This is a genomic window from Ruegeria sp. CG4 (genome assembly GCF_056537185.1).
The window spans coordinates 137,675-151,425 of sequence record NZ_JBQFRB010000003.1 but is presented as its reverse complement, the minus strand read 5'-3'; the positions used below and the strand labels follow the sequence as shown (position 1 = coordinate 151,425).

The window sequence follows — 13,751 nt, the reverse complement described above, 5'->3', positions numbered from 1 at the left end:
CGGACACACTCATGCGTTTTCTTTCCGGCCTGATCGCCGCCACCCTGTTTGCCGCCCCTGCCTTTGCCCAATGCGGCGGCGGGTTCAATTCCTTTGTAACGGGCCTGAAAGACGAAGCCATTGAGCAGGGATTCGACACATCCACCGTGGACGGCTTTTTCAATGGTGTTCAGCAGGATGGCGCTGTGCTGAAAGCCGACCGGGCGCAGGGCGTGTTCCAGAAACCCTTCATCGAGTTTTCCCGTCGCCTGATCTCGCAGAACCGGATCGACCGGGGCAAGGCCATGTCAGGCAAATACGATGCTGTGTTCGACCGGATCGAACGGGAATACGGCGTCTCGCGCGGCGTGTTGCTGGCGTTCTGGGCGTTCGAAACCGACTACGGCGCGTTTCAGGGCGATTTCAACACCCGCAACGCGCTGGTGACGCTGGCCCATGACTGCCGCCGCCCCGAACTGTTCCGGCCGCAAATCTTCGCGGCAATCGAGCTGTACCAACAAGGCAATTTCGACCCGGCCCGCACCACCGGGGCATGGGCGGGCGAGATCGGAATGGTGCAGATGCTGCCGCGTGACATTCTAGAAAACGGTGTCGATGGGGACGGCGACGGCAAGGTCTCATTGAAGACATCCGCGCCCGATGCGCTGATGTCGGGGGCAAAGATGCTGTCGCATCTGGGCTGGCAACCGGGTCAGCCGTGGCTGCAGGAAGTCACGGTACCTGCGCAGATGGATTGGTCGCTGTCCGGCCCCGGCAAACCGCGGCCCATGTCAGAATGGCAGGCGATGGGCGTTCAGGCGCGCGATGGGGCGTTGGCGGATTTGCCCACCTCGCTGATCCTGCCGCAGGGTCACAACGGCCCGGCCTTTCTTGCCTATCCGAATTTCGACGTTTATTTCGAATGGAACCAGAGCTTTGTCTATGTTCTGACCGCCGCCTATTTCGGCACCCGCCTGGAAGGCGCGCAGATCTACAATGCGGGCAATCCGGCGCAGGGGCTGTCCGGTGCGCAAATGAAGCAGTTGCAGGGCAAGCTGCAGGCGCGCGGGCATGACGTGGGCAAGATCGATGGCATTCTGGGCGCTGGGACACGCGCTGCGGTGCAGGCCGAACAGGTCCGGTTGGGGCTGCCTGCGGATGCGTGGCCAACAGCGGAATTGCTGGGGCGGTTGTGATGAAATCTCTGCTTTGAGCCCATTCTGACGATGCTACTAATGGAATCGAATGTCCCCATGGTTTGACCTCAATTGTCGACGAGGTTGTTTCGCAAGAGACGTTCTTTGGCCGGACCGGGCGCTTATCGATTAGACCGATAAGCGCTTTCAGGATTGCCAGAAAACAGAGGTGGGTAGTAGAGTTTTTCTGACTGCGGCTGCCGGGAGCTGTGCATGTACATCAAGACAATCGAGCCAAACGAGGCAACTGGAGAAATCGCGGAGCTCTACAATGCAGAAATTGCATCGATGGGACGTGTCATGGAGGCGACCCAGTGTTGGTCGGCCCGACCCGACATCATCGTCCCGGTCGAGGCTCTCTTGCACCAGATCCGGGATGGTTTCTCTCTCGACCTGATCGATTTCCGTCTCATTACCTTTGTCGCGGCGCGCCACGTTCCTTCAAGCTATTGTTCGCACGTATATTTCAAGGTTCTTTCGGAGATGCTTGATCGTGAGACTGCGATTGCGGTTCATCGGGATTATCGAAATGCCGGATTGAGCGAGCGACAGGTTGCGATGTTAGAGTATGCCGAGAAGATAACCAGAAACTCGTCAATGGTCTCGGAGCAGGACATCGACAAGCTCAGAGCGTTAGGTTTCAGCGACCTCAACATCGCTGACATCGCACTCGCAGCTTCATTCCGGAACTTCTTGAGCCGCTACTTCGATGCTGTCGGCGCTTCCCCCGAAGCAGCTTTTTTAGACTCAGACACGGCGATCCGGGCTGAACTGGCTGTTGGTCGCAAATAGCCTTTTTCTGCAAGCGCCTGGAAGGCGCGCGGGCATGACGTGGGCATTATCGATGGCATTCTGGGCGCTGGGACACGCGCTGCGGTGCAGGCCGAACAGGTCCGGTTGGGGCTGCCTGCGGATGCGTGGCCAACAGCGGAGTTGTTGGGGCGGTTGTGATCAAATCTCTGCTTTGAGCCCAGACCGGAACATATCACAGAAGGATGTTCCGAAGCTTCAAGTGTTCTGGCAACGCCGATTCTGACGAATCCCGGGCGATATGCTATCGTTCTTTCATCAAACCCGTTGCAAAGGAGCGCTTCACGATGATCCCTTTGGCACGCATTGCCCTATTGGCGCTGCTGCCGACCTGCCCGGCAACAGCAGAAGAACCAGAATGCTCGACTGCCCTTGCTTTTGCACTCGATGTTTCGGTCAGCGTGGACGATGCCGAATACAAAATGCAGCGTGAAGGCCTGGCTGCCGCACTGTCCGACCCATCAGTACGAAGCGTGATCCTGTCCAGACCTGATGCGGTTGCGCTGATGGCCTACGAATGGAGTGGTTACCACCAGCAAACGATCATCTCTCCCTGGAAATTTATCCGCAACGAACAGGATTTGTCCGGGTTCATTGAGCGCTTGTTCGTCCATCAGCGCGGTGCGGCCGAATATCCGACCGCAATAGGCGCTGCGCTTAGTTTCGGAGCGACTAGACTTAGCGAGGTGTCTTGGTGCGACCGGCTTGTTCTCGATGTGTCCGGTGATGGCATCCACAACCACCGCTACCCGCCAGAAAGCGCTTACAGACACTTTCCTTTCGAGCGCGTGACTGTCAACGGGCTAGTGATCGAAGGTGCCGAGACAGAGGTTCAAGCCTACTATGCGAACCATGTAATTTCTGGGCCCGGCGCATTTGTAGAAATCGCGAACGGCTATGCGGACTACGCGCGGGCCATGAAGAGAAAGCTGCTACGGGAACTCCAAGATCAGCTGCTTGCAACGCGATAGCAAATAAAGCGCAAGGCAGCTTAGCCCCGCTTGCAGCCAGTGGATGAAATGATCGACGGTGCACGCCTCGCTCTCACTCCGGCCGCACCGGATAGCGGTTCCCTTTCTGATCAATCAGGATCAGCCGCTCACCACTGCGGACATACAGATCACAGCGGCTGAAGCCGTTGCGATAGGCGATGCAAACGCTGCCGTCCTCGGCGATGGAATAGGTGCCGAACGCGGATTCGCCGCTGGCGTAGGTGTAGGAATAGGCCCCTCCCACCGAGTATTTCGATTTTCCATCGTCGTAGAATGTCAGCGTGCGGCCCGCCAATGCGTCCAATTCCTGCGCGCTCAGGGGGACGTCTCCGGGTTTGGTGGTCCATTCTGCAGCCGCAAGCGGGCTGGCGGTCAGCAGGGCAATGAACAGAAAACGGGTCATGCCCCACCCTACCCTGCGCGGGTCTGAAATGGGCATGACATTGCAGTGATGGATCAGGCGACCATCTGCTCGGCCTTCTTGAGGTCGACCGAGACCAGTTGGCTGACGCCCTGCTCCTGCATGGTGACACCAAACAGCCGGTCCATCCGCGCCATGGTCACCGCATGGTGGGTGATGATCAGGAAGCGCGTGTCGGTCTGGCGGCACATCTCGTCCAGCAGATCGCAGAAGCGCGTGACGTTGGCGTCATCCAGCGGCGCGTCAACTTCGTCCAGCACGCAGATCGGTGCGGGGTTGGCAAGGAAGACGCCGAAGATCAGCGCCGTCGCCGTCAGCGTCTGTTCACCCCCAGAAAGCAGGCTGAGGGTCGAGAGTTTCTTGCCCGGCGGCTGGCACATGATCTCAAGCCCCGCGTCCAGCGGATCGTCGCTTTCGACCATGACCAGATTGGCCTCACCGCCGCCAAACAGGTGCTTGAACAGCATGGCAAAGTTCGCGTTCACCTGTTCGAATGCGGTCAGCAGCCGTTCGCGTCCTTCGCGGTTGAGGCTGGCGATGCCGCTGCGCAAGGCCTTGATCGCCTCTTCCAGATCGGCCTTTTCGCTGTTCAGGGTGTCGAACTCCTCCTGAACCTCCTTGCTGTCCTCTTCGGCACGCAGGTTCACCGCACCCATGGCGTCGCGCTGACGCTTGTGGCGATTCACTTCGGCCTCCAGCGCATCTGCGGCGGGCATCTGGTCGGGGTTCGTGTCCAACTGGTTCAGCAACTGGTTCGGGGTCAGTTGCTGATCCTCGGCAATGCGTTCGGCTGCGGCAACGACGCTTTCTTTCGCCGCATCACAGCGCGCTTCGGCGGCAGCGCGGGATTCGCGAGCTTCCGAGGCATGGCGTTCCGCCTCGCGCTCGGCCAGGACCACCTCGCGCTGCTGGGTCTCGGCCTCAGCCAGTTTGTCGGCGGCCTCGGCCCGGCGGGCCTCGGCCGCCTCGATCAGTTCGTTTAACTCCTCGCGGGCCTCGGCAATCTCGCCGGGGGCGGCCATAGCATCGGACAGTTCCTCTTCCGAGCTTTCCTTGCGTTCAGCCAGTTCCGAGATACGCTTTTCCGCCGTCTCCAGACGGTGCTTCCAGCCGCTGAGGTCTTTCGTCACTTCTTGCGAGCGTCGGGTCCGCGCCTCGCCCTCTCGGCGCAATTCGTCATGGGTCGAGCGGTGGGTCAGCATGGTGATCCGCGCCGCCTCGACCGTCTGCTTGATGTCCTCGACCTGCGCTCGGGCACTGTCGAGGTCGCCCAGACCGCTCAATGCACCCTCGGCCTCGCGCAGCTGGACCCGGGCGGACATGGCGTCCTCTTTATGGCGATCCACTGCAAGGGACAGGGTTTCCAGCTTACCCTGCGCCAGGTTGCGATCGGCCTCGGCCCGGCTCAGCAGGCGGGCGGTTTCGGCCATGCGCTGATCGGCAGCACGGCGGGCTTCGCGCGCGCGGCGATCGGCTTCGGTCACATCCGCCAGTTTCCGAGACAGCGCCTCGTGCGCGGCGCGGGCACCATCGGCCTGCGCTTCGGTACGGGTCAGTTCCTGCTTAAGCGCTTCCAGCTTGTTGAGCTGTTCAAGCCGCAGGGCCGCCGCGCTTGGCGCATCCTCGGCCCAGGCCCTGAAACCGTCCCAGCGCCACAAATCGCCGGACCGCGACACCAACCGCTGGCCGGGCTTCAGAGAAGCTTGCAGTCGCGCGCCCAGATCGGCATCCACCAACCCGATTTGCGCAATCCGGCGGCTGAGGCGATCCGGCCCCGAGACATGCAGCGCCAGCGGTTCCGCACCGTCGGGCAAGGGCTGATCATTGTCATATCCCGCAACCTGAACCCAGCCGGAAGGACCGTCGCCTTCGACCAGGGGCGCGCGCAGATCGTCGGCCAACGCAGCCCCCAGCGCCTTTTCATAGCCCGGCGCCACGCGCAGCAGATCAAGCACCTGCCCGCCTTCGGCCGTATCCCGTTCGACCAGTTTGGCCAGCGCCATGGTTTCCGCGCGAATGGCCCCCAACTCCCCTTCGGCTTCGGACCTTTGCGCGCGGGCTTCCGCCTCGCGGGCCTGCGTGTCGTTGCGCAGTTCGTCAGCGGCGGCCAGAGCTTCCTCGGCGGCTTCGGCGGCTTCGCGGGCTTCTTCCTCACCGTCCTGCGCGGCCTCAAAGGCTTCGCTGGCACGGGTCAGTGCGGCTTTAGCCTCATCCACGGCGGCGCGCGCCTTGTCTTCTTCGCCCTCGGACCGGGCCAACGTCTTGCGGCTGTCCTCGACCAAACGCTGCGCCGACTGGTGGCGGGCAACAAGGCGGGCCATGTCCTCGGTTTCCTGCGACAGGTGATCCTCGCGGTCCTGCAGCACGGATGCGGCTTCGCGCGCGATTTCGGCAGCCTCGGAGACTTTGTCGTCATGACCTTCGGCCGCTTTGGCCAGCTCACGGGCTTCCCATTCCAGACGCTCGATCATCTCGCCCGCGTCGCGGTTCAGCCCGGCTTCGCGTTCGATATCGTTGCCAAGTTGCTTGATGCGGTTGGTCAGGGTTTCGATGGTTTGGCGTGCGCGGGATTCCTGATCGGAAAGCTGGTCGCGCTGAACCTGCTGGCGCTGCAGGACGGCGGCGGCGATGGCTTCTTCCTCGCGCAGCGGTGGCAGGGTTTCTTCGATCTCGGCGCGTTTGGCGGCAGCCGCGCGGGCTTCGGCCTCGGCGCGCGAGGCTTCGGTGATGCGGTCGCGCAGTTTTTCCTCGGCCTGCTGGCGGGCCATGTCGGCCTCTTTCCAACGACGATACAGCAACATCCCTTCAGCCTGCCGCAGTTGTTCGCCGATCTCGCGATAGCGGGCGGCCTGGCGGGCCTGACGGGCGAGTTGCGCCAGTTGGGTGCCCAATTGTTCCAGCACATCATCGACCCGGGTCAGGTTGGCTTCGGTGCCTTTCAATTTCAGCTCGGCCTCGTGCCGGCGCTGATACAGGCCCGAGATACCCGCCGCCTCTTCAAGAATGCGGCGGCGCGCGCGGGGTTTGGCGTTGATCAGTTCGGCGATGCGGTTTTGGCCGACCAGCGCCGGTGAATGTGCACCGGTCGAGGCATCGGCGAACAGCATCTGCACGTCACGGGCGCGCACGTCCTTGCCGTTGGTCTTGTAGGCGCTGCCCACATCGCGGGTGATGCGGCGGACGATCTCAAGCTGGTCGCTCTCGTTGAACCCGGATGGCGCCAGACGTTCCGAGTTGTCCATGGTCAGGACCACTTCGGCGAAATTGCGGGCGGGGCGCGTGGCAGCGCCGGCAAAAATCACATCCTCCATAGCGCCGCCGCGCATGGATTTCGGGCGGTTTTCCCCCATGACCCAGCGCAGTGCCTCGAGCAGATTGGACTTGCCGCATCCATTCGGACCCACCACACCGGTCAACCCGTCCGCGATGATCAGATCGGTCGGATCAACAAAGCTTTTGAAGCCGGTCAGTTTGAGTTTGCTAAAGCGCAATGGCCGCTGGGTCCCGTGATTCCTATGAGTAGGAAGTCTGCGCAACCGAAGGGGGAGGTGTCAACGGAGATACGCAGTATATGGACCAATGATCCGAGTTATCCACAATATCTTGCCAAATCTCGCAACAATCCGCGCGTTTCAATTAGGGGTGCATTCATACACCGCATAGTCGAATCCCCCATAGCTGATACACTCATAGTTCGGACGCGAGATCGCCGTCAGCAATAGCCGCTCGCCCATTTCCCGGTCGCAGCCCAGAACGCCGACCGTCACTGCGGCATCGCCCAGCACGTCCAGGATCGGGCAGCCCGATACCTGCGCCATGGCCAGCGCCGCGCGATCGCGGATCGGTCCCAGACGCGGGGCGTATTGCGTGTTCACCCGCACCGCCTCGGCCAGTTCGTTGCGCACACGCACATCGAACACGCTGCCATTGACGGCAACACGGGTGGCCGGGAGGTTGCGAAAATAGGGCGTGCCAGCCGAACAGGCCGCCAGCAGCAACAGGGCAAGCAAACGGATCATGCCGCAGTCTTGCGGCAATCTGGTTAACGTTTCCTTTCCGGATCAGGCGCGCAGGGCCTCGCCCAACCGGCGTACGCCTTCACGGATGGTCTCTTCGTCCGAGTTCGAGAAGCTGAGGCGGATGGTGTTTGTGCCAGAGCCGTCGGGGAAAAACGCGTGCCCCGGCACAAAGGCAACCTTCACCGTCTCCAATGCCCGCGCCAGCAGGTCGGCGCCGTTGATCTCTTTCGGCAGGGTCAGCCAGATGAACATGCCGCCTTCGGGGCGGGTCCATGCGACACCCTCAGGCATGTGCTCCTTCAGCGCCGCCAGCATCGCATCGCGACGCGCGCCATAGACGCGGCGCAGCAAGGGGATATGCGTGTCGAAACAGGCTTGTGCCACCTGGTGCACCGCCATCTGGTTGATCGTGGCCGAATGCAGATCTGCGGCCTGTTTCATCAGCACCAGCCGTGAAATCACCGGTTTGGCCGCCACCACCCAACCCATGCGCAGGCCCGGCGACAGGGTTTTCGAGAAGCTTCCGCAATAGATGGTGCGGCACGCTTCGATCGACCTTTTGCGGGCCAGTTCCAGCGCCAGAACGGGCGGGATCGGATCGCCGTCATAGCGCAGGGCCTGATAGGCGCCGTCCTCGACTATCGCGCAGTCCAGATCCTCGGCCAGATCCAGCAGGGTTTCGCGCCCACGCAGGTCGACCGTTTCGCCGGTGGGGTTGGCAAAATCCGGGGACAGGTAGGCAAACTTGACCGCGCCCTGACCTGCTGCCGCTGCATATTCGTCGGCCCCGCGGTTGCCATTGATGCTGAGTTGGTCAAAACGCGGCTCGTAGGCATTAAAGGCCGCCAGCGCGCCCAGATAGGTGGGCCACCCGACGAGGGCCGTATCCCCGGGCGACAGGAACAGCTTACCCAGATAATCCAGCGCCTGCTGCGACCCCGAGGTGATCAGGATGTTGTCGATGCCGCATTCGACCCCGATTGCACGCATATGATCCGCCAGCCACTTGCGCAGCGGCACGTAGCCTTCGCTGACCGAATACTGCAGGGCCTGCGCCCTTTGTGCGGGGGACAACGCTGCCTGAAAGGCTTGTGCAAAGGCGTCCGCCGGGAACAGCGCCGGGTCCGGTATGCCGCCGGCAAAGGAAATGATGTCCGGCTGATCCAGCAGTTTCAGCAATTCGCGGATCTCGGATGCCTTCATCCGGGATGCGCGGGTGGCATAAAGCTTGTCCATGGCAATCGACCTCCTCAGCCCTGTTACGGCGGCACGCTATTCACGTTTGCATTAAAGTCAATATTGCTGACCTATTATTTCAATCATCGTGATGGCACATTCTTGCACATGGGCCGAATACGTGGTCATGTTAGTTGACCAATTTCACGTGATGACCGATGCCCTTTCACAAAGTTCAAAGCGAAAAGCTGTCTCTGGCCGTGGTCCGGCAGATCGAATTGCTGATATTGCGCGGAATCCTGCGCCCCGGAGAGCGCCTGCCGGCGGAGAGGGAACTGGCAGACCGGATGGGTGTCTCGCGCCCGTCTTTGCGTGACGCGATATCGGAATTGCAGGATCAGGGGTTGCTGACGGCCAAAGCCGGGTCCGGCATTTATGTTGCCGATGTTCTGGGCTCGGCCTTCTCGCCGGGTCTGATCCGTCTGTTCGGCAGCCATGACGAGGCCGTGTTCGACTATCTGTCGTTTCGGCGGGATATGGAGGGGCTGGCGGCCGAGCGCGCGGCCCGGCTGGGGTCAGAAAGCGACCTGAAGGTGGTGCAGGCGATCATCGACAAGATGGAAGCCGCCCATGCCCGCAACGCCGCCGAGGAAGAGGCAAATCTGGACGCGCAGTTCCACATGGCGATCATCGAAGCCAGCCACAACGTGGTCATGCTGCACATGATGCGGTCGATGTACGATCTGCTGCGTCAGGGCGTCTTCTACAACCGGCAGGTGATGTTCCAGCAACGCACCAACCGAGAGGCCATTCTGGAACAGCACCGCGCCATCAATACCGCGCTGCAGGACCGCGATCCGCAGGGCGCGCGGCAGGCGGTCGAGCAGCATCTGAGCTTTGTTGAACAATGTCTGGCGGATCAGCAGAAAGCGCTGCGGAACGAGGCAATCGCCCAACAGCGACTGGAGCATGAAACCGGCAAGCCCTGACGGCTTAACTCGGGACTGTACGGAAACAAAAAACCCGAAGGCAAGCGGCTTTCGGGTTTTCCTTGATCACAATGTGATACGGTTAGTGAAGCTTTTCACCAACGTCGGCAATGGATGCGTCGATCAGCTTGTTGGCCTGCGTCGCAGTCATCTGCTTGGCCAGAACGGCGTTCGCGGCGGAAACCGCAATCGTAATGGCCTGATCACGGACTTCCTTCACGGCCGAAGCTTCGGCCGATGCGATCTGATCCTGTGCAGCCGCCAGACGACGGGCAATGGATTTCTCCAGATCGACCTTGGCCTGTTCCGCCGCCAGTGCCGCATCGTCTTTCGCAGCCGCCACAATCGCGTCTGCCTGAGTCTGCACCTCGCGCTGCTTGCGCTCGTACGAGGCCAGCAGGCTGCGGGCTTCTTCGTGCAGGGCGCGGGCTTCGTCGAGTTCCGACTTGATGCCTTCGGCCCGTTTGTCCAGGGCACCGCCGATCAGGCCGGGAACCTTGAAGTAGAACAGGACCGCAATGAAGACGATAAAGCCCAGAAGGACGACAAAGTCGGTATTGCCAAGCGAGAAGAACGGGCCGCTCGCGGCCAGAGCCGGGCTGGCGGCACCGAGGGTCAGGATAAGAGCAAGAGTGTTGCGCATGTCACTTATCCTTTCATCTGTGCGTCAACTGCACCGTCGATGGCTTTGGCATCCGCCTCGCCGCCCAGTGCGGTAACCAGTTCAGCTGCCGTATCCTTGGCAACCACTTGAATGCTTTCCAGCGCACCGGCACGGATGTCGGCAATTGCCTTTTCCGATTCAGCCGCCTTTGCAGCGATTTCCGCGTCCGCCTTGGCAATCGCGTCATCCAGATCGGCCTGGATTTCCGCGCGTGCTTCGGCAGCGATACGCTGCGCTTCGGCACGGGCATCGGCCAGCGCCTTGTTATAGGCCTCTTCAGCCTCGACCGCTTTGGCCTTCAGATCTTCGGCCGCAGCCAGGTCATTTGTAATGGTCCCCTGGCGTTCAGCCAGGATTGCCGCGATGCGCGGCAAGGCCACGCGGGACAGGACCAGAAAGATGACGACCAGCGTAATGACCAGCCAGAAAATCTGGTTGGGGAACCAATCGAAGCAGAGCTGCGGCATCCCGATGGCTGAGCCATAGGAGTCGACGCACGAGCCAACTACTTCTTCGCTAATGGGTTCAGTCGCCATGATGTCCTCCGTCGGAACGTTGTCTTTACAACAGGTGGGCCGCTATGGCTTGGACCCACCTGCGCGTAAGGATCAGGTTCCGCAGATTAGACGGCGAACATCAGCAGCAGCGAGACCAGGAATGCGAAGATCCCCAGGGCTTCTGCGAATGCGATACCGATGAACAGGGTTGCGGTCTGCGATGCAGCCGCCGAAGGGTTGCGCAGGGCGCCGGCCAGGAAGTTGCCTGCAACGTTGCCCACCCCGATTGCGGCTGCGCCGGAACCGATTGCTGCCAGGCCTGCGCCGATGTGTGCGAGATCGCCTTCCATGATGTATCTCCTTACGAATTGGAAGTTTCGATGTTGGGGTATCGGACCTTAGTGCGAAGGATGCAGCGCATCTTTCAGATAAACACAGGTCAGAATGGTGAATACGTAGGCCTGGATGAAGGCCACCAGGACCTCGAGGCCGTACATTGCGGTGATCGCCAGAACGGACACGGGCGAGATCACGGCAACCGCGGCAAAGCCCGCGAACACCTTGATAACCGCGTGGCCGGCCATGACGTTACCGGCAAGACGAATGGAGTGGCTGACGGGGCGCACGAAGTACGAAATCAGCTCGATGATCGCCAGAATGGGGCGCAGTGCCAGTGGCGCGCTCGAGACCCAGAACAGGCCTAGGAACCCGGCACCGTTCTTGACGAAACCCAGAATGGTCACGGTCAGGAACACGGCCAGCGCCAGCGGGATGGTGACCGCGAAGTGTGACGTGGTTGTAAACGAGGTCGGGATCAGGCCCAGGAAGTTCGCGGAGACGATGAACATGAACAAGGTCATGACATAGGGGAAGAACTTGACGCCTTCCTTGCCGCAGATGTCTTCCAGCATCTTGTAGATGAAGCCGTAGGTCAGCTCGGCGATCGACTGCATCCGGCTGGGCACAATCGCGCGTTTCGATGTAGGCAGAACCAGCAGAGCCGCAACAGCAAGCACCGCGAAGAACAGCCACAGGGTCACGTTGGTGACTGTGAACATGCCCACCGCACCGTCGCCGAACAACGGCTTGACGATGAACTGGTCCATCGGGTGGAATACCAGGCTGCTGCCTTCTGCTGCGGTGGTCTCAGTCGCCACGTTCAGTCCCTCTCGTCCTTCTCGGCAGCCGTCGCCGCCGCTTGTTTCTCTTGAGCCTCTTTCGCGCTGCGGAGCATAACCTTCACGCCCGCGACAAGGCCCAGCAATGTGAACAGCACCAGAAAGATCGGGATCGTCCCGAGCAGGCTGTCCAGCCCGTATCCGATGCCAAATCCGATCCCCAGACCGGATACCATTTCGATGACCATCCTCCAGGCAAGCTCGCCCCCGGATATGTCAGCATCTGCGCGGGCCTTTGGCTGTTTGGCCTTTTTCGCCGCATCGATCTTGGCCTCCAGCTGCGCCATACGCTGCTTTTGGTCGTCATCGATCACGGGCGTTTTCCTCGCACAGTCTTGGGCATGGTGCTAAGGCGCACGGGGCGCAGAGTCAACGATCTTGAAGGGTCAGCATTTTGCCAATCAAGCTGCTGTTATTATTAATAATATTTTCAAATTAGAATCCCGCATGATCGTCGCGAATTGCTCAATCCCGGGCAAAATGCCGGATTCCGCATATTCAACCTGTTGGTTGATCTTTGTCCTGCACCCCGGACCGCCAGCGCCGAACAATACGCCCGTCGATCAGCAACAGGCCCAGCAGGATCGCCACCATGCCCATCAGATGCTCAGGGAGCAGCACCTCTCCCAGCACCCATGTTCCCAGCACCAGCGCCGAGACCGGTGCAACCAGTGTCACGGTCGACATGTTGGTAGGCCCGACCTTGGGCAACAGCCAGTAGAAGGTAATAAAGGCGGCCGAGGTCAGAACAAATCCGATCATCATCAGCGACAGCCATGTCTCGGTCCGCGTCACATGTGGCAGCCCTTCCTGCCACAGCGCAAGCGGTGTGATGGCCAGCGTCGCACCTGTCAGGGCCAGCGCAACCAGCACCACGGGTTGCATGTCGCGGAAAGCCCGCGCGAGATTGAAGGAGAACGCATAACAGATCGGGGCGCAAACGGTCAGCAGGATGGCCCAGAACTCGGACGTCGCCCCGGCGCGCAGTACAGGCAATGACAGCAGCACAATGCCAGAAAAGCCGCAGACGACCCCGAGAGATTTCAGCCATGTCGCGCGTTCACCACCCGGCCAGTAATGCGAGACGATGACCGCAAAGGCAGGTGTCGTCGCGTTGACGATCCCGGCAACGCCTGAGGCGATATGCTGTTGCGCCAGTGCGTAAAACGCGAATGGTCCGGCATAGCTGAGCGCACCAAAGCCCAACAGCCCAAGCGCCCTCCTTGCGGTCAGATGCACCGGCAGGCGGGCGCCCGCGACGTAAACCCAGCACCCCAGCGCACCGAAGGCGACCCGGCCCATCGACACCGAAAGCGGCCCCAGTTCCCGCAGCAATATGGCGTTGAACATGAAGGACATGCCCCAGCCGATGCCAAGGATGCTGATCACCAGCCAGTATCTGAGTGCCATTGCATTCCCCCGTCCGGTCGCCGGGGCACAGTGACGGTTTGGCGGAAATTGTCAAACCGGATGCGGCGTATTAGGAAAGACAAATGTCCGACCAACTCGACACCGTATTTGCTGCCCTCGCCGACCCGACCAGGCGCGCCATTCTGGCGATGCTGCTGGAGGATGATATGGCGGTCACAGACGTGGCTGAGCCGTTCGAGATGTCGCTGGCCGCGATCTCGAAGCATCTGGTCATCCTGACCAGGGCCGGGCTGATCTCGCAGGAAAAACGGGGCCGCGTGAAATGGTGCAAGCTGGAACCCGATGCGCTGCGGGCGGCATCCGTCTGGATGCAGGGCTTCGGGCAGTTCGAACCGGTCAACCTGGATGCGTTCGAACGATTTCTGGAGATTGAACTGCCCACGCCCGAGGACTAAACCA

15 protein-coding genes and 1 pseudogene are annotated in these 13,751 nt (G+C 61.0%); 6 read left to right on the top strand and 10 right to left on the bottom strand.

Features of this window, described 5'->3' with window-relative positions; genetic code table 11:
* Nucleotides 1-11: 11 nt before the first annotated feature.
* The 4 genes and pseudogenes from ACR0J2_RS10120 (at nucleotide 12) to ACR0J2_RS10105 (ending at nucleotide 2,956) form a co-directional block, all read left to right on the top strand.
* Nucleotides 12-1,175, top strand: a complete 1,164-nt coding sequence (locus tag ACR0J2_RS10120; RefSeq protein WP_480812493.1) for a lytic murein transglycosylase — start codon at nucleotides 12-14, stop codon at nucleotides 1,173-1,175.
* Between the two features lie 213 nt (nucleotides 1,176-1,388).
* Nucleotides 1,389-1,967 (top strand): carboxymuconolactone decarboxylase family protein, encoded by a 579-nt coding sequence (locus tag ACR0J2_RS10115; RefSeq protein WP_480812492.1) that lies wholly within the window; start codon nucleotides 1,389-1,391, stop codon nucleotides 1,965-1,967.
* Nucleotides 1,968-1,988: 21 nt separating this feature from the next.
* Nucleotides 1,989-2,126 (top strand): annotated as a pseudogene (locus tag ACR0J2_RS10110) (peptidoglycan-binding domain-containing protein); the annotation flags it as partial.
* Nucleotides 2,127-2,170: 44 nt separating this feature from the next.
* The gene (locus ACR0J2_RS10105; RefSeq protein ID WP_480812491.1) at nucleotides 2,171-2,956 is read left to right on the top strand and encodes a DUF1194 domain-containing protein; all 786 of its coding nucleotides are present in this window, start codon (nucleotides 2,171-2,173) and stop codon (nucleotides 2,954-2,956) included.
* A 73-nt stretch (nucleotides 2,957-3,029) separates the two neighbouring features.
* Here the strand turns inward: ACR0J2_RS10105 and ACR0J2_RS10100 are convergent, their stop codons facing one another.
* The 4 genes from ACR0J2_RS10100 to ACR0J2_RS10085 form a co-directional block, all read right to left on the bottom strand.
* The gene (locus ACR0J2_RS10100) at nucleotides 3,030-3,380 is read right to left on the bottom strand and encodes a hypothetical protein (RefSeq protein WP_480812490.1); all 351 of its coding nucleotides are present in this window, start codon (nucleotides 3,378-3,380) and stop codon (nucleotides 3,030-3,032) included.
* Between the two features lie 53 nt (nucleotides 3,381-3,433).
* Complete coding sequence (locus ACR0J2_RS10095) at nucleotides 3,434-6,889, bottom strand: chromosome segregation SMC family protein (protein WP_480812489.1); 3,456 nt, start codon at nucleotides 6,887-6,889, stop codon at nucleotides 3,434-3,436.
* 141 nt (nucleotides 6,890-7,030) lie between these two features.
* Nucleotides 7,031-7,417, bottom strand: a complete 387-nt coding sequence (locus ACR0J2_RS10090) for a hypothetical protein (protein ID WP_480812488.1) — start codon at nucleotides 7,415-7,417, stop codon at nucleotides 7,031-7,033.
* A 42-nt stretch (nucleotides 7,418-7,459) separates the two neighbouring features.
* Nucleotides 7,460-8,653: an aminotransferase-like domain-containing protein gene (locus ACR0J2_RS10085; protein ID WP_480812487.1), complete on the bottom strand. Its 1,194-nt coding sequence runs from the start codon at nucleotides 8,651-8,653 to the stop codon at nucleotides 7,460-7,462.
* A 158-nt stretch (nucleotides 8,654-8,811) separates the two neighbouring features.
* Between ACR0J2_RS10085 and ACR0J2_RS10080 the strand changes: the two genes are divergently transcribed.
* The gene (locus tag ACR0J2_RS10080) at nucleotides 8,812-9,582 is read left to right on the top strand and encodes an FCD domain-containing protein (protein WP_170611988.1); all 771 of its coding nucleotides are present in this window, start codon (nucleotides 8,812-8,814) and stop codon (nucleotides 9,580-9,582) included.
* Between the two features lie 82 nt (nucleotides 9,583-9,664).
* On the opposite strand, the gene ACR0J2_RS10075 is transcribed toward ACR0J2_RS10080, so the two are convergent.
* From ACR0J2_RS10075 to ACR0J2_RS10050, 6 genes are all read right to left on the bottom strand, one after another.
* Nucleotides 9,665-10,225: a F0F1 ATP synthase subunit B gene (locus ACR0J2_RS10075; RefSeq protein WP_170611989.1), complete on the bottom strand. Its 561-nt coding sequence runs from the start codon at nucleotides 10,223-10,225 to the stop codon at nucleotides 9,665-9,667.
* A 5-nt stretch (nucleotides 10,226-10,230) separates the two neighbouring features.
* Nucleotides 10,231-10,782 (bottom strand): F0F1 ATP synthase subunit B', encoded by a 552-nt coding sequence (locus ACR0J2_RS10070; RefSeq protein WP_170611991.1) that lies wholly within the window; start codon nucleotides 10,780-10,782, stop codon nucleotides 10,231-10,233.
* Nucleotides 10,783-10,868: 86 nt separating this feature from the next.
* A complete protein-coding gene (locus ACR0J2_RS10065) occupies nucleotides 10,869-11,093 on the bottom strand; it encodes a F0F1 ATP synthase subunit C (protein WP_005981269.1) in 225 nt (74 codons plus the stop codon).
* Nucleotides 11,094-11,141: 48 nt separating this feature from the next.
* A complete protein-coding gene (locus ACR0J2_RS10060) occupies nucleotides 11,142-11,900 on the bottom strand; it encodes a F0F1 ATP synthase subunit A (RefSeq protein ID WP_170611993.1) in 759 nt (252 codons plus the stop codon).
* A gap of 2 nt (nucleotides 11,901-11,902) precedes the next feature.
* Nucleotides 11,903-12,235: an AtpZ/AtpI family protein gene (locus ACR0J2_RS10055; RefSeq protein ID WP_480812486.1), complete on the bottom strand. Its 333-nt coding sequence runs from the start codon at nucleotides 12,233-12,235 to the stop codon at nucleotides 11,903-11,905.
* A gap of 184 nt (nucleotides 12,236-12,419) precedes the next feature.
* Entirely contained in the window at nucleotides 12,420-13,331 is a 912-nt protein-coding gene (locus ACR0J2_RS10050) for a DMT family transporter (RefSeq protein WP_480812485.1), read from the bottom strand.
* A gap of 83 nt (nucleotides 13,332-13,414) precedes the next feature.
* Between ACR0J2_RS10050 and ACR0J2_RS10045 the strand changes: the two genes are divergently transcribed.
* Nucleotides 13,415-13,747 carry an ArsR/SmtB family transcription factor gene (locus tag ACR0J2_RS10045; protein WP_170619201.1) on the top strand — a complete coding sequence of 111 codons (333 nt, stop codon included), beginning with the start codon at nucleotides 13,415-13,417 and terminating at the stop codon, nucleotides 13,745-13,747.
* Nucleotides 13,748-13,751: the final 4 nt, after the last annotated feature.